We start from the raw sequence: 24,890 nt of genomic DNA, 5'->3' as shown, positions 1-24,890 counted from the left end.
CGCGAGATCATCCGGCATGACGGTGGATGTCGGCACCGATGAGCTGCGCCTCGATCGGGGTGGGGACGAGCAGCGCCCAGCGCAGGGCCCGTCGGTTGACCACGGCGACCATACCGGGCCGAATCCGGGTCAACAGGTGCGCCGCGTCGCCGAGCCCCAGCGCCGCACCGGCGACCGTGGCTTCCGCCTGACTGAGCGGGGGGAGGACCGCCAGGTCGGCCCGGCCCAACGGGTCCGTGTCCGACGGGGTCAGCGCGTCGCGGACCAGCAGCGTGGTCTGCCACGCGGTGCCCGGTCGCGGACCCGGCGGCGGTGGTGCGTCCAGCACCACGAGCACCGGTGCGAGCGGCGTCCCGGAGCCCCGCGTCACCGGCCGGTCGGGCGGTGCCAGTCGTACGGGCGCGCCCGGCACACCAACGCCCCGGAGGAAGCGGTCCCAGGCGTGCGGGCGGGTCGTCTGCACGACCACCTGGGCACCGAGCGCCAGCGCCCGTACGGCGACCAGTTGGGCGACGGGTACCCCGCCGCCGAGCACCAGCCGGGTGCTCTCCGGCCGGAACAGGCGGACGGTGACGGCGTGGCCGTGCCGGTTGACGCCGAGCTGCAACCCGGCGTTGCCGTACGGCACGGTCAGCTCCGGATGCCCGGCACTGGTCGGGGGCGATGCCGTGGGCAGTGCCAGCGGCAGCGTGTCGGCGAAGCCGGTCACCTGCCTGCCGTCGAGACGCTCCACCGTCGCGCCGACCAGGGCCACCGTCCGTCGGAACTGTCGGGCCGCGTTCGCCAACTCGGCGGGCGTCGCGGCGGCCAGCCGTACGACCAGCCCGGCCGACGGCCCGGCCCGGCCGCTGCCCGCCGTCGGTCGTCCGGTCGCGCTGTGCAGCGACACCGTGATCGCGGTCGCGGGCAGCCCCCACAGTCGGGGGAACATCGCCTCCCCCACCGGCCACCCGCTCAACCGGAAGCTGGTCTGGAGCAGGCCACCACACCGGACCGTCTGCCAGGACTCGCGAACCGGTCGCCCGTCATGGTGGGCGAACTCGGCGAGCACCCGGCGGACCGACTGCTCGCCCAGCGGTCGCACGGACACAGGGCGCAGCCGCCGGGCGATCCGGCGGACGACACCGGCGAGGGCATTCCCCAGCGTCTCCTCCGGCCAACCCCGGGCCCGCGACACCCGTACCGCCAGCACCGTCCGCTCCCAGCCGGCCAGTCGCTGGTCGCCGAGCTGACGGTAGGAGGCGGCCGCCGCGCCGTCACCGGCAGCGACCGCCGGTGTGGGTGTGCCGGTCAGCAGAAGCTGTACGCGTACGGGCGGTGCCTGGTCGGTCTCGTCGGCCAGCAGCGCCGCCGGTGAGCCCACGCGCCGCCCGCCGTCACCGAGCAGCTCGGCCGGATCGCCGACCTCCAGCAGTGCCACCAGTCCATCCGGGTCGTCCAGCACCGAGGCCGGGCCACCCTCCCACTCGACGGTGCGGACCACTGCGTGCGGGGCCACCAGGTCGAGCAACTCGGCCGCAGTGGACAGTGATCTCCTCGCCCGTCGGCGGGCCAGATAACCGAAGCCGATGGCCAACCACTCGTACAACCACCGTCGACGTACCCGGAACCAGGTCACGACGAGTAGCCCGAGCGCCGCCAGCGCCGTGCCGGCGATCGCCGGTAGGCCCCGGCCCGCGACAGCGACGAGCCCCGCCGCCGCCACCTGGGTGGTGACGACCTGGCCGGCACCGATCCGCGGGGATCGCCACCGGCGCCCGGACCGTGATCGGGCGGCGACGGGCCGGATCCGCTGCCCGGAGGAGGGAGGCAGGCCGTCGGGAAGGGATTGGTCGCTCGTGCTCGGGCGGGGCGGAGCGCAAACCGTTGTCACCGCACCTCCCCGGAGACCGGTCACCCTTCGCGAATCGACAACCGCCCATCGTAATCGCCGACACGGGTTTACGTTGTCCACAGGGGAGTAGCAAGGGGTAGCAGAATTGCGATCGTGTCGCTACTGTCAGCGACGAGTTCTCGTTGGCCCATCCCGCGTCGTGCACGCCCTCCGGCGTCGTGGGTGGGGCGTTTTCCGCCGAAGGGCCAGCCACGATCGAGGAGACGAGGTGACGTCCCAGGTGTCCCAGACCCAGGCAGAGGCCGCGGTGATGCAGCAGACCGCGGCGAAGTTCGAGCAGACCGACCAGTCGTTGCAGTCGATGCTCAGTGGACTGCTGGTCCAGCTGGAGATCCTGCAACAGGCCTGGCGCGGGGCGGGCGGGCGGTCGTTCGAGCAGGTCAAGCGGAAGTGGGCGGAGGATCAGGCCGGGCTGCAACAGGCGCTACGGGAGACGGCGGGTGCGATCCGCACCGCCGGCACGCGGTACGACGCCTCGGACTCCGAGGCGGCTACCCGAGTCGCCGCCACCACGCGCGGCGGTATCCGACTGCCGCTCTAGCCCACGACCCAGGGAGACAGAGACCGATGGAGCACGGTGTGCTGGTCGTCAACTTCGCCGCGTTGCAACAGGCCAGCGCGGACATCCAGCGGGCGCTGAACACGCTCGACGCACAGCTCGGCCAGCTGGAACGAGATGCCGCGCCGCTGGTCGCCAGTTGGTCCGGTGCCGCCCAGCAGGCGTACGAGCAGCGGCAGACGCGGTGGCGCAACGCCTCGCAGGACCTCCAGGCGATGCTGCGCGACATCAAGCTCGCGGTGGACGAGTCCGCAGCCGACTATCTCGACACCGAGAAGCGGAACACCAACCTCTTCCAGTGACCTTTCCACGTCGAGCGCGGGGTGGCGCCGAACGGTGTCACCCCGCGTCGTGGTCCTGGCCGGCCGGGTGCCATCGTCGGCGCATCCCCCGAGGCACCACCGTCGCCGCCAGCACGACGGCGCCGGTCAGCGGCACCACCACGCCGGCCAGCAGCAGCGCGCGGGCGAGGGCGTCGGCGCGACGATCCTGCTGCGCCAACAGCGCCGGATCGGGTCGGTGCGCGCTCAGCCCGCTGGGTGGCTGGGCGCGCCCCGGCGTCGATCCGGTCTCGGTCACCGCCCGGTAGGGGTTCAACACTCCCGCGCCGTACCCGCCACCGGGTGCCGGATCAGCTGTCGCGACGAGCCGCCGAGTCACCTCGACCGCGCTGAGGTCGGGACGGTACTGGCGCAGCAGGGCGGCGGTGGCGGCGACGAAAGGCGCGGCGAAGCTCGTTCCGTCGATGCTGCGGTGTCCCTGCCCGGGGTTGGCGACCAGCACGTCGACACCGGGAGCGACGAGATCCACGTGGGTGCCGGTGTGCGAGAAGTCGGCGCGCAGCCCGTCCGCGCCGATCGCGCCGACCCCGAGCACCCCGTCGTACGCGGCGGGATAGGGCAGCGGACCGCCGTCGCCGGTCAGGTTGCCGGCGGCGGCCACCACGACCACGTCACGGTCGACCGCGTAGGCGACCGCCGTGCGGACGGCGGGATGGTCGGCGTAGAGCACGACGGAGAGGTTGACCACGGCCGCGCCACGGTCGACCGCCCAACGGACCGCCCGGCCGAGATCCTCCGGTGTCGCCGCGCGCCCCGTCCCCTGCCCGTCCACCACCTGCTGTTCGCTGACCCGGACCGGCAGGATCCGGGCCTGTGGCGCCAGCCCACGGAAGCTGGTCCCGTCGCGTGGCACTGCGGCGATGATGCTCGCTACCCCGGTGCCGTGCCCGACACAGTCGAGGCCGCCATCACCGTCGGGGTCGAGCAGGTCGATGCCGGCGAGCACCCGCCCGGCCAGTTGGGGATGCCGACGGTCGACACCCGAGTCGACCACCGCCACGATCACCCCGGCGCCGGTGGCCAGCCGGGAGAGCCGCTGTGGTGCGTACCGTTGCTGGGGCCAGGGGATCGCGGAGACCGAGACCGGCCCGGCGGGCTGCGGCGGCGACGCGCAGCGCGGTGCGGCTCGGGCCGGTGCCACGCCGACCGCCACCATCGGGCCGACCAGCAGGATCGCGGCCAGACCGGCGAGCGGGCACGACCAGCGTCGCCCTGCGCGCCGGACCCAAAGTGGCCGGGACATCGACCGCCTCCGCATCGTGTCGACAGCGACACGCGATGTTATCGGCTGCTGGTGGGTCGGGCGGGCAGCCGCCGGGCTGGGATTGTGATCTTGTAATCACCTTGTAGGTTGTATCCGATACCTATGGCCTGTGCCCGGGAGGAGGGGTGGCCGTGACCGACTGGGAGCCGGCCACCGCGGCTGAGGCGGCGATGCGCGACGCGCTGCACGGCAATGACCAGCAGCTTTACTTCCGTATCCTGTCCGGCGTCGAGCTGTTGCTGCCGGTCTCCGCGCAGGCTGCCGCCGGGCGGACACCGGTGGGCTGGGGCACCTGGACGACCGGTGGCCGGACCCACGTGTTGGCGTTCACCTCCGCCGAGGCGATGCGCGCCTGCCTCGGCGAGCACGTCGGCCCGAGCCGGCGCACCGGCTACGCGGAACTGGCCGCCAGTTGGCCCAACCACGAGTGGTGGTTGGCGGTGAACCCGGGCCTGCCCATCGAGGGCTACCTGCCCGCCTGGTACGTGGCCCAGTTGTCCCGAGGTGACGTCCGGCTACCCGGGCGCACGGTGGGTGCCCGCGCCCGGCTGGAACGGGTGGAGGCACTGAACCGGGTCCGTGACGCCGCCGCGTCGCCACCGGACGCGGCGGCGAACGCCCAGCCGCGACCGCCGCGACCGGGCCGACCGACCCAGCTTCCCCCGGCCCCTCCGGTGGTGCCGGCGGCCTTCCACCTTCCCGAGGTGCCACCGCAGGCGTCGCGTACGATCACCGGCCCGCGACCGCAGCCCGCCGACCGGCCACCCGTACCGCCGCGCCCGAGCCAACCCGACGGCGGCGGAGTGGGCCGTGCCACGGCTGCCGGTCAGCAACGACCGGGTGGACTCGGTGGTGCGCGATCCGACGCACCGGGCCCGCTGGGCGGCCTGACATCACGCCGCCCGCCGCCCGGCCGCAACGAGGAACCCGCGTCCGCCGGGCCGGGCTGGCCCCCAGAGCAGCCCGGAGCCACCAACGGACATTCGACCGGTGCCGAGCAGACGGGTCCGCGATCCTTCTTCGAACCCGCGCACAACCGCCTGACGCAGCGTGGCGACCGCCTCACCGAGCGGGCCGCCCCACCGTCGCGGTTCCGAGGTGGTCAGCCGTTTCCCCGGCGTGGCCCGGCTGGCGAACCGCCGTCCGAGGGGCCGACCCGTGCCTTCGTCTTCAGCGAGAACGACCAGGCCAACATCGGTACGCGGACAGGTCCGAACGAGGAGGCCACCGCGCCGCTACCGGCCCCTGACGGGCCGGTACGACCGCTGCGGGTGAGCACTCCCGCAGGCTGGGCGGCACCTGGCGGCGGGGCTCCGACCGCCGGTGGTGGCGGTGATCCGACGCAGGCGTTGCCCCGCCGTCAGCCGGTGGAGGAGGAGCCGACCTCGGTGGCCGAACCGGTCTCCGGTCCGCCCGCGCCACGTCGCGGCTTCACCCCGATCGTCATAGAGGGCACGATCATCGAGGCCCGGGACCTCACCCTGACCAACGGCAGCGGTGGCCCGCCGACACCGGACGACGAAGGAGAGCGCCCGACCCAGGCGATGCCGTCGACTGCGACGGCAGCCGAGGACACCGAGGTGACGGCCCCGCTCGCCGCGCCCGCGCCGGAGGCGGCGACGGTACGCCTCCCGACCACCGAATCCGAGCCGACGGTTCCGGTTCCGACGGGGTCGGATGCTGAGCCGACGGTGCCGGTTCCGACGGGGTCGGATGCTGAGCCGACGGTGCCGGTTCCGACGGGTTCGGGTGCTGAGCCGACGGTGCCGGTTCCGACGGGGTCGGGTGCTGAGCCGACGGTGCCGGTTCCGACGGGGTCGGGTGCTGAGCCGACGGTGCCGGTTCCGACGGCTACCCCGGAGCTGTCCAGCCAGGTCCAGTCGGAGACCGACGCGGCTACGGTGCCGTTGACCGCCCCCCACCCGGCGGATACGCCCTCGCTGTTCACGCCGGTCTCCGCGCAGCCAGCCACATCACCCGCGCCGCCGCCCGCGTCGGCCGCATCACCCGCGCCGCCGCCCGCGTCGGCCGCATCACCCGCGCCGCCGCCCGCGTCGGCCGAGCCCCCGACCGCGTCGCCGGTGGGGGAAGCGGCGGCTGCCGGCTCCCCGGTAACCGAGCCCTCGTCCGGCAGCAGCACCACACCGGTCACCGCCGCGCCGCCCTTCGAACCCGCCAACGAGGTGGAGGAAGACCTGTACGGTGCCGCCAGCGCCGGCAGCACCGACACCTTCCTCTCCACGCTGCTGTTGGCCCGGGTCCTGATGCCGGTGGCCGCCGATTCCGCTCCTGGCAGCCGCCCCGGGGAACCCGGCTTCGTCTGGCCGACCGTGCAACTGGACGGGCAGACCTACGTGGTGGCCTACACCTCCCCGCAACGCCTCGCCGACCACACCGATCCGGCGGCCGAGACGGTCCAGGTCCGGTTCGTCCAGCTGATCCGTCGATGGCCCGACCTGTCGTGGTCGTTCGCGGTCAACCCCGGCACCCCGGTCGGTGCGAAGCTGCCCGGCGAGCAGATCGTCGGGCTGGCCAACTGGGCGGCCGAACTCGGTCTCGGTGACGATGTCGAGGGCGAGCCCGAGCCGACCGTCACGACTCCCGCCCCGGCGAGCAGCCCCCGGCAGGCGGCACCGGCGGGCGACCTGGCCCGGCCGATCGTGATGCAGAAGGCGATCGCCCCGAGCCAACTCGGCTACTACCTGGAACGGGGCTACGACCGGGTCTCCGGATTCGTCCACCGGGCTAGCGAGTTGGCACACCTCACCACCCCGGCGGCCCTCTACCGGGCGCTCGGCCTCAACCACCCGGACTCGCCCTTCGCACCGGACGCCGAGCAGATCTACGTGCTCCGCTGGCCCGCGTACCGGCCGAGCCTGTACCGGATTCCGTACGGCGGGCAGAACGAGGCGGCCATGCGGGCGATGGAGGGTTGGGTCATCGAACGGCCCCCGTTCCGGGGCAACGGCTTCGCCCCCGGCGAGGGCAGCGACGTGCTCGCCGAGTTCAAAGTGGACAGCGTCCGGCTGCCGCACGGTGCCCAGCTGGTACGCATCGACGCCTCGGGCACCGAGCGGCTGATCGCCGTGCTCGACACCGACACGCTCTCCTGGCAACAGGTCGGTGAGCGGTGATGCGCGACGGCTACGTGGCCCGCTGGCGCGGGCGGGAGTACCAGGCCAGCCCGGACGGCAGCGAGGTCCGTCTCTACCAGGCGGAGGCCACCGAGGGTTTCACCGAGGTGCGGCCCGGCCGGTACGTCCGGGTCGTGCCGGCCAACGAGATCGAGGAGTTGGCGTACGTCCGGACGACCTGCACCTGGAAGGGACAGCCGTTCATCGTGCTGGCCGAGCATGACGGATGGCTGCGGGTCGAGTACACCGGCGGGCGGTGGCCGGTCGCGGAGGCGATGCGGCTGGAGGCCTTCGACTTCGGCGTCTACCAGGGTTGGGCACCCGTCGGCGAGGTCACCGAGGTGCGTGAGCAGCGGGTCTGAGCGCGGCCGTCCAGGTCAGGTCTTCGCCCACCGGAGGATCTCGCCGAGCACCAGTTCCGGGGTCTCCAGGTGTGGGAAGTGCCCGACCTCGTCGAGCAGCCGCCACTCGTACGCCGCGCTGACGTAACGCCCGGAGCCTTGGGCGGTACGCGGCAACGACGCCATGTCCCGCGCGCCGTGCAGTTGCAGGGTGGGTGTGGTCAGCGGGCGCTGCATCAGCTTGACGAAGCGGTAGCCGTGCAGCCGAAGGACCGACCGGAACGCCCACCGGTAACCCTCCAGCGCGCAGAAGGCGGCCTGCGGGATCCGCATGGCCTCCCGGTAGCGCCGTGCGTAGTCGGTGAAGTCCGGGCCGCTGACCCAGCGCGGGCCACCCCAGCGGCGCAGGATCTCCTCCACCGCGCGGCCGTTGTCGCGGGTGAGGAGGTGTTCGTATCGGGGCAGCTGGAATTTCAGCGCCGGTGTCGAGGCGGCGAACTGGCCTCGGGGGTCGGCGAAGATGGCGGCCCGTAGCCGCAGCGGGTGGGGGGCAGCGAGCACCACCAGGCGGCGTACCAGGTTGGGGTGGAACGACGCCGCGGTCCAGGCGATCATCCCGCCGGCACCGGTGCCGACCAGGGTGGCCGAACGCTCGCCCAGCGCCCGGATCAGCCCGGCGACGTCGGCGGCCAGGGTGTAGCCGTCGTACCCCCGGGGTGGCTTGTCGCTGGCCCCGTAGCCCCGCAGATCCATCGCGACGGCGCGGAAGCCGGCGTCGGCGACGGCCGGCAGCATCTGGTGCCAGGCCCACCAGTGCTCCGGGAAGCCGTGCAGGAAGAGCACCATCGGGCCGGTACCCGCCTCCACGACGTGGAAGCGGCTGCCGTTCGCACCCACGAACCGGTGCGTCCACGGCCCCTCGGTGAGTACGCAGGACTCGTCGACGGCATCGCCACGCTGCTCGGTCATGGACCACAGCCTAGGCCCTGTGTCGACGGCGTCGGTCGGGCCGAGACCTGGCTGTGCGGCGGGCGGAGGTCGGGTCCGGACGGTCAACCGACCGGGAGGATCTTGATGATGTCGACCGGGATGCCCGGGCCGTCGCAGTCCACCTCGGTCGTCGCCGCAGCGGTGGTCACCCGCACCCAGGTCCCGGTGGCGAAGGTGCCCTTGTCCCTGCCGTGCAGGGCGTACTCCCGGCCGTCGTCGGTGACCAGGGTGTAGCAGGGGCCGCTGCCGCCACGGCTGAGCCGGCCGGCGAGGACGTTCGCCTTGCGCAGCTCGGTCGGATGACTCGGTGGGGCCGTCGGGGTGCCGATCAGCGGTGGTTCGGTCGGCGACAGCGTCTGGCCGGTACGACCGGAAGGTGGCTGGCCGGCGGCGGTGTCGTCGGCAGGGGCGTCGCCGGGGCTCGCCGTCGGGGAGCCGCCGGGCGCGGTGGGGCTCTGGTCGGCGGTCACGGTGCCTCCCCGGTCCGACTCGGCGCACCCGGCCACCGCCAGCAGCAGGGCGAGACCGGCCGCTGACGCTCGGGTGCGGACGGTGGTGGACACGAGGGTACGACGTGAGCGGCGTCGTGCCGGTTCCCACCTGGCCGGGTCCGTCACGGTGCCGCACAGCGTGATGCCCCGGGCAGGTCACCTGCCCGGGGCATCGTTGCTGTCACTCAGCGATCAGGAGAACTTGACCTTGGTGTAGATGCCGTTCTGCGAGACCACCTTGATCTTGGTGCCGGTGGCCGGGAGCTTGACGCCGTGGTTCGGCAGCTCCGGGTACCAGTACTGCTTGGTGTCGTCGAACAGCGGCTGCGCGTCCTGGCCACGGATGTACTGCGGCTGGCTGTTCAGGTGCAGCGTGAACGAGTCCGCCTTCTTGAGGCTGAACGGCGCGTCGTAGACCTGGACGCGGGCCCGCCAGGGCTGCCCGGTCAGGTTGTAGATCGGCCGCGGGTGGGCATCGATGATCAGGTTCCGGCCCTCGCCCGGGTGCGCGAACGTGTCGTTGTCCGCCCACCGGGTGTTCCAGTACGAGATCAGCAGCCCCTCCTGGTACGCGTAGTGGTCCACGTAGTCAGGCTTGGTGTTCGTGTAGCCGAAGAAGTACGGGCCGGTCTTCAGGTACTTGTCGTACGAGATGTACTGCCGGGTGCCCGCGATGTAGTAGTTCGCGAAGCTCTTGGTGTACGTCTCCTCGACCACCTCGAACCCGCCGGCCAGCGTCCAGCCTGCCGCGCCGGACTCCGCACCGTCGGTGAAGACCGTCTCGCCATCGGCGGTCAGGGTGACCGCGTCACCGAAGAAGCCACCCTCGGAGACACCACCGTCGGTCTGGTAGCGCAACCGGAACGCGACGCTGTTGCCGACCAACTCGTCCAGCGGGATCTCGATGTCGACCCACTCGTCGTCGGAGCTGCCGTCCAGTGCGAACCGGCCGGGGGAGATCTCCTTCAGCGGCGTACCGTCGGCGGTGCCGGGCTGCGACGTCCAGCTCTGGCCGCCGTCGACCGAGGTCTCGAAGAAGAGGTAGTCGTAGTCTTCCTCGATGCTGTAGCGGCCCTTCATCGACAAGGTCGCCGACGACTTCCCGGTCAGGTCGAACGTCCGGGTCATCGTGCTGTTGAGGTCGTCCGCGTTGCCGGAGAAGAACTGCTTGTCACCCTCGAACGGCGCGCCGTTGTCGAAGGTGTACTCCCGCTCGGGCAGCACCACCACGGCGGCCTGGGCCTCCTTGGTGTTGTACTCCTGTGGGCCGAGGGTCAGCGTCCGCTTCTGCCCGGCCACGATCACCTCGTAGTCGAGCCAACCGAGCTGGAGCTTGTTCCAGGCGCCGAGGTCGCCACCGCGCTCGCCGATGCCGCCGTCGTTGCTGGCACCGAGGCGGCTCTGGGCCATCAGCGTCCAGTGCTCGTTGTTGTTGTCGCCACCGCTGAGGACGTTGTAGTCGTCCGGCAGGCCGAGGTCGTGAGCGTACTCGTGGTAGAAGACGCTGCGACCGCCGTTCTCCGGCTGGATGGTGTAGTCGCCGATCCACACGCCGGTGTTACCGATCTGGGTGCCGCCCGCCGGGAAGTTCGGCGGACCGGTGCGACCCTGGTCCGAGGCGTACGCGTACCAGCGGTGGCTCCAGATGGCGTCCTCGCCCTGGATCGGGTCACCGTCGGCCATGTCGCCACCGGCGTGCACGATCTGGAAGTGGTCGATGTAGCCGTCCGGCTCGTTGAAGTCGCCGTCACCGTCGTGGTCGTACCGGTCCCACTGGTCCATCGCCCGGACGTCAGCGGCGATCTCCTCGTCGGACCGCCCGGCCGCCTTCTGGTCGGCGACCCACTGGTTGGCCGCGTCGCGCACCAGCGCCCAGACGTTGCTGCAGACGATCCCGGCACACGGGTAGCCGCTGGAGCGGCCGTAGCGGGCCTCGTTGTACTGGACCTTCACCCAGTCGGTGACCACGCCGTCGACGCTGTACCGGCCAGAGGACTGGGCCTCGTAGTACTGCTTGACCGACTCGTCACCGGGGCCCGTGCCGAAGTAGAGCTTCCGGTAGTACTCGGCGCTGTAGTCCGCCTGCCAGACGGTGGAGTTGTCCACCGACCGGTTCGGCTCGGGAATCTCGTTGTGCAGCGGCCCGTCGAACTTCGTCGGGCCGGGGACATCCGGGTCGGTGTCCTGGTCGGGGTAGTCCGGGTGCCGTTCGTTGCCGAACTCGGCCAGGATCACGAAGATCCGGTCGGTCTTCTCCCGGGACAACTCGACGTACTGCTTCTCGGTGGGGCCCCGGCCACCCTTGGTGGCCTTGGCGTTGCGACCGGCCTTGCCGCCACGGGTGGCCCGCTCGCCGACCTTGACGACCGTGCTGCCGTTGATCCGTTCGGCCTTGGCTCGGCCCGAGAGCACCTCGCTGAGGCCCTCCTGACGCAGGGCGCGACGCTTGGCCTCCAGCGGGTTCGGTAGGTCGTGTTCGGCGTGGGCGGGCTCCGCGATGGACGGCGCGGCCGCCGGCGTCTCCAGCTGCGGCGCGGCGGCGGCGGATGAGCCGACCGTCAGTCCTGTCGCCGTCAACGAGAGCCCGAGCAGACCCACTGCGACTTTCCGCACGTGGTACCTCCGGATTGAGGGAACCGGCCCGTCGGGGGTTGTGGGCCGGTGAAAAAGGCCCCCGTAAATGGGGCCAGTGGTGAACTTAGGCACTGGAGGGGCCGGTGGGAAGACCCAGGCCGAATTTGTTGCAGATAGTTTTTGCCGGGCGCTCGGGCTGTCACATTCAGACCAGGTCGGGACGTACCCGACCATGACGAAGGGTGGCGGCCCGATCTCGGACCGCCACCCTTCGAGTCGTACGCCTGCCGTCAGTCCTCGTCGGACTTCCCGCCGCTCATCCCGGCGGAGATCAGCTCCATCACGGACGAGTCCTGCAAGGTGGTCACGTCACCCAGCGAACGGTTCTCCGCCACGTCCCGCAGCAGCCGCCGCATGATCTTGCCGGAGCGGGTCTTCGGCAACTCCGGCACCAGCATGATCTGGCGCGGCTTGGCGATCGGGCCGAGCGTCTTCGCCACGTGGTTACGCAGCTCGGCGATCAGCTGCTCGCCCGCCTCACCGGAGATCTCGGTGCTGCCCCGTGGGATGGCGAACGCGACGATCGCCTGCCCGGTGGTCGGGTCGGTGGCACCGACCACCGCGGCCTCCGCCACCGACGGGTGCGACACCAGCGCCGACTCCACCTCGGTGGTGGAGATGTTGTGCCCCGACACCAGCATCACGTCGTCGACCCGGCCGAGCAGCCAGATGTGCCCGTCGTCGTCCTTCTTCGCACCGTCACCGGCGAAGTAGATCCACGGGTCGTCGGCGTTACCGCTCGCGCCCGCGCCGAACCGCGACCAGTACGTCTCGATGAACCGGTTGTCGTCGCCCCAGATGGTGCGCAACATCGACGGCCACGGCTCGCGCAGCACGAGGTAACCGCCCCCGCCGTTGGGCACCGACTGGCCCTGGTCGTCCACCACGTCCGCGACGACACCCGGCAGCGGAGTCATCGCCGAACCGGGCTTGGCGGCGGTCACGCCCGGCAACGGCGAGATCATCATGCTGCCGGTCTCGGTCTGCCACCAGGTGTCCACGATGGGCAGCTCACCGTGCCCCACGTGCTGCCGGTACCACATCCACGCCTCGGGGTTGATGGGCTCACCGACACTGCCGAGCAGCCGCAACGACGAGAGGTCGTACTCCGCCGGAATCTGCTCGCCCCACTTCATCATGGTGCGGATCAACGTCGGTGCCGTGTAGAGGATGGTCACCCCGTACCGGTCGACGATCTCCCAGAAACGGCCCTTGTGTGGAGTGTCCGGAGTGCCCTCGTACATCACCTGGGTCACGCCGTTGGAGAGCGGACCGTAAACGATGTAGGAATGGCCGGTCACCCAACCGATGTCCGCCGTGCACCAGTAGACGTCGGACTCCGGCTTGAGGTCGAAGACCGCGTGCGAGGTGTACGCCGCCTGGGTCAGGTAGCCGCCGGTGGTGTGCAGGATGCCCTTCGGGCGGGCGGTGGTGCCGCTGGTGTAGAGGATGAACAGCGGATGCTCGGCGTCGAACGGCTGGGCGGAATGCTCGGTTGACGCCTGCTCCACCGTCTCGTGCCACCAATGGTCCCGCTCGGACCAGCCCACCTCCCCGCCGGTACGCCGAACCACCAGCACGTGCTCGACCGACGGGCAGTTCGCCACCGCCTCGTCGACGGTCGGCTTGAGCGCGGACGGCTTGCCCCGCCGGTAGCCGCCGTCGGCGGTGATCACGACCTTGGCCGAGGCGTCCTGGATCCGGTTGGTCAACGCGTCGGCGGAGAAGCCACCGAAGACCACGCTGTGCGTCGCGCCGATCCGGGCGCAGGCCAGCATCGCGACCGCGGCCTCCGGGATCATCGGCAGGTAGATCGCCACCCGGTCACCGGCGGTCACCCCGAGGTCGGTGAGCGCGTTCGCCGCCTGGCAGGTCATCCGGTGCAGGTCGGCGTAGGTGATGGTGCGGGTGTCACCGGGCTCGCCCTCCCAGTGGATCGCCACCTTGTCACCCTGGCCGGCCTCCACATGCCGGTCGAGACAGTTGTAGGCCACGTTCAACTGGCCACCGACGAACCACCGCGCGAACGGCGGCCGGGACCAGTCGAGCACCTGGTCCCACCGCTTCGCCCAGGCCAGCCGGTCGGCCTGGTGCTCCCAGAAGGCGAGCCGGTCGGACTCCGCCTCGGCGTACGCGTCAGCGGTGACGTTGGCGTCAGCGGCGAGCTCGGCTGGCGGCGGGAACTGACGCGTCTCGTTCAGCAGATTGGCCAATGCCTCACTCATGCCAACACTCCTCGTCGTTTGGGTGACCTGGGTCTCTTCCGGGCAGGTTAGTCGTGGCCCACGAGCGAGGCGACCGAACCCTCACCGACCCGTCGCCCAACGGCCCCTCCCACGCGCCGAGGCGCAAGGAAGGGCACCTTGTTAACGCCTCCGGTAGAGGAAGGGCCCCCTGCTAACACGTCGCTACGGGTGGCGGGCGTCGCGTTGCCGGTTACTCGTGCCCGAAGCCGCCGACCTGGTCGCTAGCGTGGCGGGGTGAACTCCGACCCGCTCGCGCCGCTGCTCGCGCTCACCGACGTCGCCGACGCCGTCGAGCAGGCCCGTACCCACTTCGACCACGCACTCGGCCACCGGGCGTTGCGCCGCCATGGCGGCCAGGTGGCGGCCGAGGTCAGTCTGCGCTCTGCGGTGGCTAGCGCCGCGTTGGAGGGCCACGACCATGAGCGGGAGGAGGTACGCGCCGGTACCGTCACCGAACCGGTGCTCCAGGGCGCGCTACGGGTCGCCGGAGCGCTACCCGGGCTCAGTGAACTCTGGTCCACGGCCCCCCGACAGGTCCTGGCGAAACTGCACGTGCTCGCCGCCCGTGAGGTGACCACCGAAGCGGAACTGGGCCGCCCGGTCGACGACCCGGTGGTCGCCGCCCGACTCGACGCACTGGTCAACCTGGTGACCGGTGGCACCCGGGTCAGCCCGCTGGTGCTGGCCGCCGTCGTACACGGTGAACTGCTCAACCTGCGCCCGTTCGCCGGCCCCTCCGGTGTGGTGGCCCGGGGCGCGGCCCGTCTCGTACTGCTCTCCACCGGCTTCGACCCGCGCGGCCTGCTCGCCGTCGACGTCGGCCACCGCGAGCGGGAGCCTGAGTACGTCGGCGCGGCCGGTGCCTTCGCCACCGGCACCCCTGACGGGTTGCGGTCGTGGCTGCGGCACTACATGTCCGCCGTGGAAGTGGGTGCCGACCAGCTCACCGCGATCGGAGACGAGACCCTGGCCGCCTGACAGGCCGCCTGGTCAGGCCGGGCGGTAGGTCAGGCCGGCGAGGCGCTGGCGCGGGTACGGCGATGCCGGCCGTACCACGCGATGCCGATCGCCACCCCGACACCGACACCGAGCGCCGCCGCGGCGACCGGAACGGCGGGCCGCTCACGCAGCCGCCTACCCAGCGGGACCGGATGCCGGAACTCAAGCACCGGCCAGCCGTTCTCCACCGCCAGCCGACGCAGCTGCCGGTCCGGGTTGACCACGCTCGGATGACCCACGCACTCCAGCAACGGGCGATCGCTGTACGAGTCGGAGTAGGCGTACGAGTCGGCCAGGTCGTACCCCCGGACGGCGGCGAGTTCGCTGACCGCCTCGACCTTGCTGGGCCCAGCGGCGTAGAACTCGACCTCACCGCTGTACCGACCGTCGACCACGCCCATCCGGGTGGCGATCACGTCGGTGACTCCGAGCAGCGCACCGATGGGGCGCACCATCTCCTCGCCCGAGGCGGAGACCAGCACCACGTCCCGACCGGCAGCCTGATGCTCCTCGATCAGCGCGGCGGCCTCCGCGTACACGTAAGGATTGATGAGTTCGTGCAGTGTCTCCGCGACGATCTGACGGACCTGCTCCACCCGCCACCCCTTGCAGAGGGTGGCGAGATAATCGCGGGTCCGGGCCATGGTCTGCTCGTCGGTGCCGCCCAGCCGGAACATCAACTGCGCGTACGCCGACTTGACCACATCACGCCGGGTGATCAGGCCGTCCCGGTAGAACGGCCTGCCGAACGCCAAGGCGCTCGACTTGGCGATGACGGTCTTGTCCAGATCGAAAAAAGCGGCACTTCGGCCCACGGCGCGAAAGTCTAGCCCGATGGTCTATGGTCGGCGGGTGCCCGGGGCCTGAAGAGCACTCGGACCTGCGGGCCGACCTCCGCCCGCCTGCGAACAGTGACCGCAGTCACACGCTGCGAACAGGATTTCGCAGGGAGTGGAGGCTACACCACTCGACGTACACAGGTCTGCTCAGGCAGACTTGTTCACTAGCACGAGCACTCAAACTGGCAGACCCTCAGCGGTTGCACCCCCCGTGACCGCTGAGTGGGTTCGGCTCGACCCCCCCGGAGCCGAACCTTCGACGACCCCCGTCTCCCCCCGACGGGGGTCGTCCCTTTGGTAGGTAAGCGCTCCACCGCAGGTCACAGGTCGTCCCGATCCCGTCGGTGGCCTCATCCTGTGGCGTTTCCGGGGTCAGAGGCAGCAGCGAGGCAGCGGAGCCGTCGAAGGCCGCCAGGACGCGGGCGGCGTAGTCGTCCGGGGTGTGGGTGTAGCGGTTGAGCGTGGTGGACGCCTGCTCGTGGCCCATCGCCGCAGGTCAGACATCGTGTCTGTGCGCAGCCGTCCTCGTCGTCGGCGAGGACGGCGAAGGCCCTGCCGCCGCACCGCTGGCAGATCAGCTCCTCGACTTGAGCCACCGGGTAGCCGCCGGGCTGGTACTCGCGCAAGTAGTCGGCGAGGTCGGTGAAGTCGTCGCCGCGCCAGAACTTGCCGGTGGTGTCGACCGCCATCGGTGCAGCGTGCAGGATCCGGCTACTGGTGTCGAGACCCGGCGTTGGATACGCGGAGTTCGTGAGTAGCCGGTAGGCGTCTTAGGCGAGTAGCGCTTCAGGCAGCGCATGATCTCAGTCTTGGTCTTGTCACGCTCGAGGTTCGCGGATCGCGGCTTCGATGCGCAGACCGATGCCGGTGGCGACGAGGAATCCCGACAGGATGTGCGGCTCAGCCGACCCGGAGTCGCTCGACAGCGTGATGATCGAGACCAGTAGGCCAGCGACCAGGGCCATGTTGCCGATTATGCGGACCGTGGAAACACGTCTCGCAGGAGGATTCATCCGGCGGACCCTACCGGAGGCAGGCGACCCCTCAGGATCGCCGATGCGACGTCGGTGTCCAGGAGACGACCAGGTTCACGCGGCGCTGGCCCGCCGAGAGGCGTACAGGTCGGCGAGGAAGTCGTCCAGCTCTTCGTCGGATTCGAACAGGTCCGGCCGGGCCAGGTTGTCGATGGAGGCGACCGGCCGCACACCCTTTCGACGGGCCAGTTCCTCTGCCGGCACATGCTCAGCGGTCGGCCACTCGGGCATCCGCTCGGCGTTGCGAGCAGCCTTGCCTCGGTCCGTCTTGCCCATCGGGGACTCAGTTCGGGTGGTAGGCGACGGCGCGGCTCACGCCGAAGACCGGGCGGATCGAGGCGACGATGCGGCCGTGGTCATCGAGGTCGACGACCTCGCCCTCCGTGCTGATTCCGGCGAGGCTGAGGTCGTGCAGGACGCCGTGTCGCCACAGCGCGGGTCGCTCGCTTCCGTCGGTGGCCTGGGAACTGGCCAGGATCGCGCCACGGTTGTTGATCGCTCTGAGTCGGGTGAAGCTGCCGCCGAGGGTGCCGAGGTCCAGGGCGCGGCCGTGCCGCCAGAGGATGCCGCGTTCGTCCTGGTCCGCCGAAAACTGCCAGCCGATCGCCCAGCCACGGTCGTTGAGGGCGTACGTGTTGCTGCGGTTGAAAGGGCCGGCACCGAGGTCGGTGATCCGGCCACGGTGCCACAGTGCGGCGTGGAAACCATCTGGCAGGGCCATGCCGCCGGAGACCTGGCCGTGCTCGTTGATGTCGGACACGTCGGCGAGGGGCAAGGGTCGGGCCCGGCCGCGCGTCCACAGGGTGGGGCCCGCGTCGGTGTGGCCGACGACCTGGCCCCGGTTGTTGATCGCTACCGGCCGCGCGGACGGGTCACCCAGCGGGCGCAGGACGCCGCGATGCCAGATGTACGCGCCGGAGCCGTCGTCGCGGCTGCCGACGATCTGGCCACGGTCGTTGATGTCGACTGGGCTGAAGTCGCCGAGATCGATCATCCGACCGTGCCGCCAGAGGAATCCACGGTAACTGCCGTCGGCGCCCTGGGCGCGGCCCACCACGTCGCCACGGTCGTTCATGGCGGTGGCGTAGCTGCTGTCGCCGCCGAGCGTGCCGAGGTCCACCACGCGGTAGTGGGCCGGGGCAGCAGGGGTGGCGGTGGTGGGTGCGAGTGCGGGTGCCGCCGTCATGGCGGCTGCGAGGAGAGCGGTGACGAGGATGGACGGCATGTCGGCTTCCTCCGCAGCGTCGCCCGGCGGAACGTGCGCTCAGCGTAGGCGTGTCCTGCGGCCCCGGCAGGGCGCTGTCACGTAGCGGACAGCCCGGTCATCCGACTGTGCATCAGAGGTCGCCGTGGCGGATCGCGAACCGTTGAGCCGGATCAGCGTGGCAGACCGGTCGGGTCGGGGTGGAGGTCAGCACGAATTCGTACGTGCCGTCGTCGGCTCCCTCGGCTTGAGCGTGCCCTCGGACTTCGGTCTCGTACCAGTCGGGTGGCACTGCAACGCGGTGGTGTGCCGGATGGTCCGGTTGCCAGTGACGGAGGTACCCGACGCCGCAGAGCAGCAGCGAACCAGTCGCCGACCCGAGGATCCAGCCCGGCGACGAGAACGCGGCGGCGGACCTCGGGGAAGGATCTGCGGCGTGCCGCACCAGTACGGTGTAGCTCTCCGCGCCCAAGCTGTCACCGGCCTCGGTGGTGCTGAACAGGTCCAGCAGGTCACGACCCGTGCTGTCCGTGCCCAAATGTTGGTCGAGACGCACGGGGCCGAGCAGGGCGAAGCCATGAGCTTCGGGAAAGCAGCCGGTGAGTCGGACGGCTGGAAAGACCATGGCCCTACCTGATCACGGCTCGGCCGGGCGTACGCGTCGGCTCGAAGCAGGCCAGGGCGCGGCCCCGGCGGTCGGTCACCACCCATGGGTGACCGACGTACGTGTGCTGCCGGTACGACTGGCGTGGTGGCAGCACGGCGTACTGCCTCCGCTGTCCACGATGGTCGAGCCAGTACACGGTTACCGGTCGCGATCGCTGGTTGACGAACTCGATGCTCGTCTCGCTGCCACCGTCGGTCGACCGCAGTCCGCGTTCCCGCGACGCCGGTAGCGGTGTCAGGTGCTGCGGCTCGGGTGGCCGGGTGGTCGGTGGTGGGGCCGCCGGTCGGCTCGGTGGGGGGACCGGTCGGGTGCTTGGGGTGGTTGGCCTGGGCGGAGAGCTGGTCCGGGTGGCCGACGGTGGTGGTGTCGCCCGGCGACTCAGGTGTGGCCGGGAGGAGGTGACGCCCTCGACGGATGACGAGGCTGCCGGGGAGGGGGACGACGCGGCGGCGGTGGCGACTTGCCCAAGGTCGCCCTCACGGCTGTCCGGTGCCGGAGGAACCCAGCCTGACGGCACGTCCGGTGCGGCGGCCGGCGGCGGTCCGGCGGCGGGCCAGAGCACGGTGAGGATGAGACCGAGTACGGCGGTGGCGAGGCCGGCCAGTAGCAGCCGGTGCGACATCCGGCCCGGCGCGCGGTGCGCGGGTTCGAACGGCGCGACCGGCTCCCGTACCGGCGGGGGTGGTGTGGTCGACGCGTCGCCTCCGGGGGTGGGTGCCGGTGGCAGCGCCCGCAGAACCGGCGGCGCCGCCAACTGCTTGGCGCGGGTGCGCGGGTCGAACAGCCAGGGGCCGACCCGCAGCCTCGGTTCGACACGGCCATCTTCGTGATCTGGCGACTGGTTCATGACCTCGATCCGGCGAGGAACACCGTTCGGCGACGGCACAGGACGTCGATTATGCGTGGTGCACGTCACGTCTCGCTACGGGTGGTGTGGGTTGAGATCAGGTGCCTTGCGCGGCCTGTCCACATAACAGATCAACGACCGTTGTGGGCGTTGTCCACAGAGCACTTCGTTGTCCACAGGTTGGCCGTCCGGGGCGGCCTTCGGGGTGGCAGCGGCGGCAGGGTTCGACCCAGTGAACCCGCGCCGACCGCTTGGAGGCCGCGATGCCACCCCGTACGACCCTCCCACCGGACCGACGTCCACCGCTGGTCGTCACCTCGGACGCTGACCTGCTCGACGACCTTCTCCGGCTCGCTGCCGCAGGAGGAGTCGAGGTGGAGGTGGCCGCCGATCCGGCCGCCGCCCGCACCCGTTGGCGACCGGCGCCGCTGGTCGTCGTCGGCAGCGACCAGGCGCAGTCCTGCCTGCGGGCGCGGCTGCCCCGGCGTGCCCGACTGGTCCTGGTGGGGCGGGCCGACGACGTCGAGTCCGGATGGCAGGTGGCCGACCTGCTCGGCGCCGAACACGTCGCCGTGCTGCCGGCGGCCGAGCCGTGGCTGGTGGACCGGTTCGCTGACTGCGGAGGCGAGGGTACGGCCACGGCCCAAGCCCGCATGGTCGCGTTCGTCGGTGGCCGGGGTGGAGCCGGCGCCAGCATCCTCGCCGGTGGTCTCGCCGTCACCGCCGCACGGGCCCGGCTGCGCACCCTCCTGCTCGACGCCGACCCGCTCGGCGGTGGTCTGGATCTGGTGCTCGGCTGGGAGCAGATGGAAGGGCTGCGCTGGCCCGCGTTGACCGGGGCCGACGGGCGGGTCGACGCACCTGCCCTGGTGCGGGCGTTGCCCAGCCGGGGTGATCTGGTGGTGCTCTCCTGGGATCGGGGTGACCTGATCGCCGTGCCCGCCGAAGCGGTGGCCGCCACCGTGGACGCCGCCCGGAGGAGCCGGGACTTCGTGGTGGTGGACCTGCCCCGACACCTCGACGACGCTGCGGTGACCGCGCTTCAGGCGGCTGACCGGGCGTTCGTGGTGGTGCCCGCCGAGTTGCGGGCGACCGCCGCCGCGGCCCGGGTGGTGGCGGCGGCGGCACCGCACTGTCACGACCTGTCCGTCATCGTCCGAGGTCCGGCACCGGGGCGACTTCGCGCCGTCGAGGTGGCCAAGGCGCTCGGCTTGCCCCTGGCCGCGTCCCTGCGGCCGGAGCCCGGGTTGTGCCGGGGGCTGGAGCGGGGCGAGGCACCGGCGGCGGGTGGGCGCGGGCCGCTGGCCGAGCTGTGTCAGCGCATCGTCACCGACCTCACCGGCCAGCCTGCGGCGGGCGCGGCGTGACCGGGGAGAATCTCGCGGCCCGGGTGCGGCAGCGGATCGCCGCCACCACGACACCGGTCACTCCGGCCGCGATCGTCTCCGCGGTACGCGCCGAACCCGACGCCGCCGTCCTGGGTGACAACGCCCTGCTGCGGATCGCCGATCGGGTACGCGACGACCTGGTCGGCGCTGGCCCGCTCGCCGCGTTGCTGGCCGACCCCGAGGTGACGGACGTGCTGGTCAACGGGGCGCGGGTTTGGGTCGACCGTGGGCAGGGGCTGCATCAGGTCCCGGTGCCGGTGGGCACCCCGGACGACGTACGTCGACTCGCGCAGCGACTGGCGGCCGGGGCAGGTCGTCGGCTGGACGACGGCTCTCCGTGCGTCGACGCGCGGTTGGCCGACGGGACACGGCTGCACGCCGTGTTGCCGCCGGTGGCGACCGAAGGGCCCTACCTGTCGCTGCGCACTTTCCGGCAGCGGCCGTTCAGCCTCGACGAACTGGTGGCCCAGGGCGCGGTGGCTCGGCCGGTCGCGCCGGTGCTCGCCGCTGTGGTGGCCGCCCGGCTCGCCTATCTGGTGATCGGCGGCACCGGTTCCGGCAAGACGACCCTGCTGAACACGTTGCTCGGGCTGGTGCCGGGCACCGAGCGGATCGTGCTGGTCGAGGACGCCGCCGAGCTGCGACCGGTGCATCCGCACGTGGTGAGCCTTCAGACGCGTACGGCCAATGTGGAAGGCTCGGGTGCCGTCGGCCTGAGCGAGCTGGTCCGGCAGGCGCTGCGGATGCGGCCGGACCGGCTGGTGGTCGGTGAGTGTCGAGGCGCGGAGGTGGTCGATCTGCTGGCTGCCCTCAACACCGGCCACGAGGGTGGGGCGGGGACGCTGCACGCCAACACTCCGTCGGACGTACCGGCCCGCCTGGAGGCGCTCGGTCTGCTCGGCGGGCTGCCACGCTCGGCTCTGCACGCCCAGGTAGCGGCGGCCCTACAGGTGGTGTTCCAGATCCGCCGCACACCGCAGGGCCGCGTCCTGGAGTCGATCTGCCTGCTCCTGCCGGAGGGCCCCGACCGGCTGGTGGTCGCCGTGCCCGCCTGGGTTCGTGGTCGGGGGATCGGCCTGGCGGCCCGAGCGCTCGGCACGCTGATCCACAACCGCGACGTGCCGGTGCCGCCGATCCTGTGCGAGCCCTGGCCCGCGTCGGCGGTGTCGTCATGAGTGGCGGGTGGTGGCTGGCGGTCGCGGTGTTGCCGCTGCTGGTGGCGATCCGGAAATTCCGCACGAGTGGCCGTCGTGTTCCGACGTGGTCTTCGGGCGGCCGGAAAGCGGCTGACGATCCGCTGGTCGCGTGGGTAACCACGCTCCGCGAGGCGGGCGGTCAGCGTGAGGGGGAGGAGCCGCCACCTGGCCTGAGGCCGCCCGGTTGGGAACCGACAGGCGTCGGGTGGCCGGCGGTGACCGGGGCGTCCGGGCTCGGTGACGCGCAGTCGGCGCGGCCGGTTGATCCGACGGTTGTCCGGCGGGTCGGGTCGAGTGCCCTCGGGTGGCGGAGCGATCCGGTAGATTCGCTGGTCCGGGGCACCGGTCCGACCTGCGCGGTGCGACGTCCGGCCGGGACTCGCCCGCCGGTGTCGGAACCCGGGTCACCGCCTCCGATGGCCGTGGCACGCCCGGGCAGGCGACCGGCCGTCCCGGTCGCGATGCCCTCGTCCGGGCCGCCGACCTCACCGCCCGGGTCTCGTCCGCCGGGCCGGGGAGGGAGTCGACGACCGGCCCGGCCCGGCGGCACACCCGCTGGTGCCGCTTCGCGAACGGCCGCTGCCGTCGCAGGGTCGACGGCCGCGCCCATTGGTGTGCCGACACCGTTCGAGGAGCAGAGCGCCACGACCGGCATCGAGCGCCGGGATCAGGTCGACGGTCACGTACCCGGGCCAGGCGGGCAGGTAGCGCGGTTGGCGAAACCACGGCGCATCCTGCTGTTGACCGGTCTGCTCGGCGCGGGGGCCGGTGGGCTGCTCGGTGGTCCGGTGGCGGCAGCGGCTCTGGCCGGATACGGAGTCCTGGGGGCGCGGGCGGTGCTCCGCCGGGCGACCGTGGGTCGGGCCGCTCAGGACCGCAGGGAACGCTTGGACCAGCTCTGTGCCCTGGCCGGGGAGCTACGGGTCGGTCTACCCGTACCGGCCGCCGCGCAGGTGCTGACCAGCCCGTCTCCCGCCGGTCTGAGTGAGGACGCAACCACCGTCGACGGTCAGCTCACCGGCGCTGAACACGCGCTGCCGAGAGAGGCCGCACCCGGGCGATCCGAGGATCGCCTCGGGCGACTGGCCGGGGCCGCGGTACGGCTGGCCGAGCGTACGGGGGCACCGCTGGCCGACCTGGTGGAGCGGATCGAAGCGGACGCCCGGTCGACGGATCGGGGGCTGGCTGCGGCGGCGGCCCAGGCATCCGGGGCTCGGGCCACCGCCTGGTTGTTGGCTGCCCTGCCGCTGGGCGGGATCGGCCTCGGCTACGGGATCGGGGTGGACCCGCTCCAGGTACTGCTGCACACGCCGGTCGGTGGTGGGTGCGCGATCGCTGCCGTGGGCCTTCAGGTGATCGGGCTGCTCTGGTCGGAGCGTCTCGCGACCATTCCGGGCGGGGACAGCTGATGCGCGGGACACCGCTAATCGCTTCTGGTCTGGCCGCCCTTGCTCTGCTCGCCGCGTTCGTGGTCAGCCGGTACCAGCCTCGGCGTCGGCTGCGTCGGCTGTCCGGCAGGGTGTCGCCGGTCGTCCAGTCCGGCGGGCGAGTTGGCGGTGTCCCGGGACAGCTGTCGGCGTACCGGTGGCGGCCCGATCTGGTTCGGCTGGCCGCCGGGCTGTCCGGGCTGGCGGTGGCGGTGCTTGTCGGCGGCTGGGCCGGTCCGGTGGCGGCGTTGCCCACGGTGGTGCTGCTCGACCGGCTGCTCCGGCGGATCGAGCCACCGGCCGTCCGTCGTCATCGGCTGCGTGCCGCAGCCGACCTGCCACTCGCCGCCGACCTGCTGGCGGCGACCCTGCGGGCCGGGGCACCGGTGGAACGTTCGGTGCTCGCGGTGGCCGACGCGCTCGGCGGTCCGCTGGGCGGACAACTCGCCCGGGTCGGCCGGACGCTGCAACTCGGCGGTGGCCCCCAGGAGGCATGGGCGCACCTGGCGACGGTTCCGGGAGCCCATCGGGTGGCGACCGCCGCGATCCGCTCGGCGAGCAGTGGTGCCGCGCTGGCGGGAGCACTCACCCGGCTCGCCGACGACCTGAGAGCGGATCGGGCCGTCCACCTTGAGGAGGCCGCTCGCCGTTCGGGGGTGCTGATCGTGCTGCCGCTGGGGCTCTGCTTCCTGCCCGCCTTCATTCTCGCCGGTTTGGTGCCGGTGATCGTCGCCGTTCTCGGCGACGTGTTGTGACCCATCGAGAAAGGACGAACACGTGCGCAGAATCCTCGCCCGCCTTCGCGGGGACGCTGGGATGAACACTGCGGAGTACGCGGTCGGGACGCTCGCCGCGGTTGCTTTCGGCGGTGTCCTGCTCAAGGTGCTGACCTCCGACAGTGTGCAGTCCGCGTTGACTGCCGTCATCGACCGGGCGCTGAAGTGACCGGGCGCCGGCGGGCCGACCGCGACCGGGGGTCGTTCACCGCCGAGATGGCGGCCGGCCTGCCGGCGCTGGTGCTGCTCCTGCTCACCGGGCTGACCACGATCAACGCGGTGAGCACCAAGGCGGCGTGCCTGGATGCGGCCCGGGAGGCAGCGCTCGCCGCCTCCCGGGGGCAGCCGGGCGTCGCCGCTGGCGGTCGACACGCCCCGCCGGGTGCGGAGGTCGTGGTGGTCAACGACGGTGAGCACGTCCGGGCGACGGTCCGCGCCTCCGTTCGCGCCCTCGGTGCCGACCTGCCCGCGATCAGCGTCGTGGCCACGGCCGTAGCGGCGGTCGAACCGGGTGTGCCGGAGCCGCAACCGTGAGCGCCGTCGCCGCTCGCTGCGCTGCCCCCGGATCCGGCCCGCTCACCCGACGACCCGGTCGAGCCGGTCGCTCTGGTCGACCCGG

At 71.8% G+C, this 24,890-nt stretch carries 23 protein-coding genes and 1 pseudogene; 11 read left to right on the top strand and 13 right to left on the bottom strand.

The features are described 5' to 3' along the window. Window positions 1–7: 7 nt before the first annotated feature. Window positions 8–1,873: a type VII secretion protein EccE gene (gene eccE / locus ACLQ2S_RS06600; RefSeq protein ID WP_425701330.1), complete on the bottom strand. Its 1,866-nt coding sequence runs from the start codon at window positions 1,871–1,873 to the stop codon at window positions 8–10. Window positions 1,874–2,114: 241 nt separating this feature from the next. Here eccE and ACLQ2S_RS06595 point away from each other — a divergent pair, with 241 nt between their 5' ends. Beyond that, on the top strand, window positions 2,115–2,435 hold the full coding sequence (locus ACLQ2S_RS06595; protein ID WP_309223188.1) for a WXG100 family type VII secretion target: 321 nt from the start codon (window positions 2,115–2,117) through the stop codon (window positions 2,433–2,435). 26 nt (window positions 2,436–2,461) lie between these two features. Next, window positions 2,462–2,755: a WXG100 family type VII secretion target gene (locus ACLQ2S_RS06590; RefSeq protein WP_155217364.1), complete on the top strand. Its 294-nt coding sequence runs from the start codon at window positions 2,462–2,464 to the stop codon at window positions 2,753–2,755. A gap of 37 nt (window positions 2,756–2,792) precedes the next feature. Here the strand turns inward: ACLQ2S_RS06590 and mycP are convergent, their stop codons facing one another. Then, window positions 2,793–4,037: a type VII secretion-associated serine protease mycosin gene (gene mycP / locus ACLQ2S_RS06585; protein ID WP_425701329.1), complete on the bottom strand. Its 1,245-nt coding sequence runs from the start codon at window positions 4,035–4,037 to the stop codon at window positions 2,793–2,795. A 152-nt stretch (window positions 4,038–4,189) separates the two neighbouring features. On the opposite strand from mycP, the gene ACLQ2S_RS06580 reads away from it, so the two are divergent. Continuing rightward, window positions 4,190–7,192 (top strand): SseB family protein, encoded by a 3,003-nt coding sequence (locus ACLQ2S_RS06580; RefSeq protein WP_425701328.1) that lies wholly within the window; start codon window positions 4,190–4,192, stop codon window positions 7,190–7,192. Further along, complete coding sequence (locus ACLQ2S_RS06575) at window positions 7,189–7,554, top strand: hypothetical protein (RefSeq protein ID WP_309223143.1); 366 nt, start codon at window positions 7,189–7,191, stop codon at window positions 7,552–7,554. Before ACLQ2S_RS06580 ends, ACLQ2S_RS06575 begins: the two co-directional genes overlap by 4 nt. 15 nt (window positions 7,555–7,569) lie before the next feature. Here ACLQ2S_RS06575 and ACLQ2S_RS06570 read toward each other — a convergent pair whose 3' ends face one another. From ACLQ2S_RS06570 to acs, 4 genes are all read right to left on the bottom strand, one after another. After that, window positions 7,570–8,502 (bottom strand): alpha/beta fold hydrolase, encoded by a 933-nt coding sequence (locus ACLQ2S_RS06570; RefSeq protein WP_155217370.1) that lies wholly within the window; start codon window positions 8,500–8,502, stop codon window positions 7,570–7,572. Window positions 8,503–8,585: 83 nt separating this feature from the next. Beyond that, window positions 8,586–9,086 (bottom strand): DUF5818 domain-containing protein, encoded by a 501-nt coding sequence (locus ACLQ2S_RS06565; protein WP_155217372.1) that lies wholly within the window; start codon window positions 9,084–9,086, stop codon window positions 8,586–8,588. A 120-nt stretch (window positions 9,087–9,206) separates the two neighbouring features. Continuing rightward, entirely contained in the window at window positions 9,207–11,612 is a 2,406-nt protein-coding gene (locus tag ACLQ2S_RS06560; protein ID WP_425701434.1) for an immune inhibitor A domain-containing protein, read from the bottom strand. Window positions 11,613–11,878: 266 nt separating this feature from the next. Further along, a complete protein-coding gene (acs, locus tag ACLQ2S_RS06555) occupies window positions 11,879–13,873 on the bottom strand; it encodes an acetate--CoA ligase (protein WP_155217374.1) in 1,995 nt (664 codons plus the stop codon). A 255-nt stretch (window positions 13,874–14,128) separates the two neighbouring features. Between acs and ACLQ2S_RS06550 the strand changes: the two genes are divergently transcribed. Further along, window positions 14,129–14,872 (top strand): oxidoreductase, encoded by a 744-nt coding sequence (locus tag ACLQ2S_RS06550; RefSeq protein ID WP_425701327.1) that lies wholly within the window; start codon window positions 14,129–14,131, stop codon window positions 14,870–14,872. A 29-nt stretch (window positions 14,873–14,901) separates the two neighbouring features. Here ACLQ2S_RS06550 and ACLQ2S_RS06545 read toward each other — a convergent pair whose 3' ends face one another. The 7 genes from ACLQ2S_RS06545 to ACLQ2S_RS06515 form a co-directional block, all read right to left on the bottom strand. After that, window positions 14,902–15,708, bottom strand: a complete 807-nt coding sequence (locus ACLQ2S_RS06545) for an HAD family hydrolase (RefSeq protein ID WP_309223145.1) — start codon at window positions 15,706–15,708, stop codon at window positions 14,902–14,904. Window positions 15,709–16,082: 374 nt separating this feature from the next. Further along, window positions 16,083–16,421, bottom strand: coding sequence for a hypothetical protein (locus ACLQ2S_RS06540; protein ID WP_425701326.1), 339 nt, complete (start codon window positions 16,419–16,421; stop codon window positions 16,083–16,085). A 129-nt stretch (window positions 16,422–16,550) separates the two neighbouring features. Beyond that, window positions 16,551–16,697 carry a hypothetical protein gene (locus ACLQ2S_RS06535; protein WP_425701325.1) on the bottom strand — a complete coding sequence of 49 codons (147 nt, stop codon included), beginning with the start codon at window positions 16,695–16,697 and terminating at the stop codon, window positions 16,551–16,553. A gap of 123 nt (window positions 16,698–16,820) precedes the next feature. Continuing rightward, window positions 16,821–17,042 carry a hypothetical protein gene (locus ACLQ2S_RS06530; protein WP_425701324.1) on the bottom strand — a complete coding sequence of 74 codons (222 nt, stop codon included), beginning with the start codon at window positions 17,040–17,042 and terminating at the stop codon, window positions 16,821–16,823. A 7-nt stretch (window positions 17,043–17,049) separates the two neighbouring features. Then, window positions 17,050–17,991 (bottom strand): hypothetical protein, encoded by a 942-nt coding sequence (locus tag ACLQ2S_RS06525; RefSeq protein WP_425701323.1) that lies wholly within the window; start codon window positions 17,989–17,991, stop codon window positions 17,050–17,052. 112 nt (window positions 17,992–18,103) lie between these two features. Continuing rightward, window positions 18,104–18,595 (bottom strand): hypothetical protein, encoded by a 492-nt coding sequence (locus tag ACLQ2S_RS06520; protein WP_425701322.1) that lies wholly within the window; start codon window positions 18,593–18,595, stop codon window positions 18,104–18,106. A gap of 4 nt (window positions 18,596–18,599) precedes the next feature. Further along, window positions 18,600–19,484 carry a hypothetical protein gene (locus ACLQ2S_RS06515; protein WP_425701321.1) on the bottom strand — a complete coding sequence of 295 codons (885 nt, stop codon included), beginning with the start codon at window positions 19,482–19,484 and terminating at the stop codon, window positions 18,600–18,602. Window positions 19,485–19,747: 263 nt separating this feature from the next. Here ACLQ2S_RS06515 and ssd point away from each other — a divergent pair, with 263 nt between their 5' ends. The 6 genes and pseudogenes from ssd (at window position 19,748) to ACLQ2S_RS06485 (ending at window position 24,805) form a co-directional block, all read left to right on the top strand. Beyond that, window positions 19,748–20,851 (top strand): septum site-determining protein Ssd, encoded by a 1,104-nt coding sequence (gene ssd / locus ACLQ2S_RS06510; protein ID WP_155217382.1) that lies wholly within the window; start codon window positions 19,748–19,750, stop codon window positions 20,849–20,851. Further along, window positions 20,848–22,047: a TadA family conjugal transfer-associated ATPase gene (locus ACLQ2S_RS06505; RefSeq protein WP_309223146.1), complete on the top strand. Its 1,200-nt coding sequence runs from the start codon at window positions 20,848–20,850 to the stop codon at window positions 22,045–22,047. Before ssd ends, ACLQ2S_RS06505 begins: the two co-directional genes overlap by 4 nt. 815 nt (window positions 22,048–22,862) lie before the next feature. Continuing rightward, window positions 22,863–23,477 (top strand): annotated as a pseudogene (locus tag ACLQ2S_RS06500) (type II secretion system F family protein); the annotation flags it as partial. Then, entirely contained in the window at window positions 23,477–24,250 is a 774-nt protein-coding gene (locus ACLQ2S_RS06495) for a type II secretion system F family protein (RefSeq protein ID WP_155217384.1), read from the top strand. The pseudogene ACLQ2S_RS06500 and the gene ACLQ2S_RS06495, both read left to right, overlap by 1 nt. A 61-nt stretch (window positions 24,251–24,311) precedes the next feature. Beyond that, the gene (locus ACLQ2S_RS06490) at window positions 24,312–24,440 is read left to right on the top strand and encodes a DUF4244 domain-containing protein (RefSeq protein ID WP_155217386.1); all 129 of its coding nucleotides are present in this window, start codon (window positions 24,312–24,314) and stop codon (window positions 24,438–24,440) included. After that, the gene (locus tag ACLQ2S_RS06485) at window positions 24,437–24,805 is read left to right on the top strand and encodes a TadE family type IV pilus minor pilin (RefSeq protein ID WP_309223148.1); all 369 of its coding nucleotides are present in this window, start codon (window positions 24,437–24,439) and stop codon (window positions 24,803–24,805) included. Before ACLQ2S_RS06490 ends, ACLQ2S_RS06485 begins: the two co-directional genes overlap by 4 nt. Window positions 24,806–24,890 lie beyond the last annotated feature (85 nt).

It is taken from the genome of Micromonospora sp. DT48 (genome assembly GCF_049844495.1).
In the GTDB taxonomy this organism is placed as follows: Bacteria; Actinomycetota; Actinomycetes; order Mycobacteriales; family Micromonosporaceae; genus Micromonospora.
This window is presented reverse-complemented; position numbering and strand designations above follow the sequence as displayed.

Coding starts and splice junctions, on each gene's coding strand:
- ACLQ2S_RS06590 (WP_155217364.1), top strand. CDS start 2,462: ATGGAGCACGGTGTGCTGGTCGTCAACTTCGCCGCGTTGCAACAGGCC.
- mycP (WP_425701329.1), bottom strand. CDS start 4,037: ATGTCCCGGCCACTTTGGGTCCGGCGCGCAGGGCGACGCTGGTCGTGC.
- ACLQ2S_RS06570 (WP_155217370.1), bottom strand. CDS start 8,502: ATGACCGAGCAGCGTGGCGATGCCGTCGACGAGTCCTGCGTACTCACC.
- acs (WP_155217374.1), bottom strand. CDS start 13,873: ATGAGTGAGGCATTGGCCAATCTGCTGAACGAGACGCGTCAGTTCCCG.
- ACLQ2S_RS06540 (WP_425701326.1), bottom strand. CDS start 16,421: ATGGCGGTCGACACCACCGGCAAGTTCTGGCGCGGCGACGACTTCACC.
- ACLQ2S_RS06535 (WP_425701325.1), bottom strand. CDS start 16,697: ATGGCCCTGGTCGCTGGCCTACTGGTCTCGATCATCACGCTGTCGAGC.
- ACLQ2S_RS06530 (WP_425701324.1), bottom strand. CDS start 17,042: ATGGGCAAGACGGACCGAGGCAAGGCTGCTCGCAACGCCGAGCGGATG.
- ACLQ2S_RS06525 (WP_425701323.1), bottom strand. CDS start 17,991: ATGCCGTCCATCCTCGTCACCGCTCTCCTCGCAGCCGCCATGACGGCG.
- ACLQ2S_RS06520 (WP_425701322.1), bottom strand. CDS start 18,595: ATGGTCTTTCCAGCCGTCCGACTCACCGGCTGCTTTCCCGAAGCTCAT.
- ACLQ2S_RS06515 (WP_425701321.1), bottom strand. CDS start 19,484: ATGAACCAGTCGCCAGATCACGAAGATGGCCGTGTCGAACCGAGGCTG.
- ssd (WP_155217382.1), top strand. CDS start 19,748: ATGCCACCCCGTACGACCCTCCCACCGGACCGACGTCCACCGCTGGTC.
- ACLQ2S_RS06495 (WP_155217384.1), top strand. CDS start 23,477: ATGCGCGGGACACCGCTAATCGCTTCTGGTCTGGCCGCCCTTGCTCTG.
- ACLQ2S_RS06490 (WP_155217386.1), top strand. CDS start 24,312: ATGAACACTGCGGAGTACGCGGTCGGGACGCTCGCCGCGGTTGCTTTC.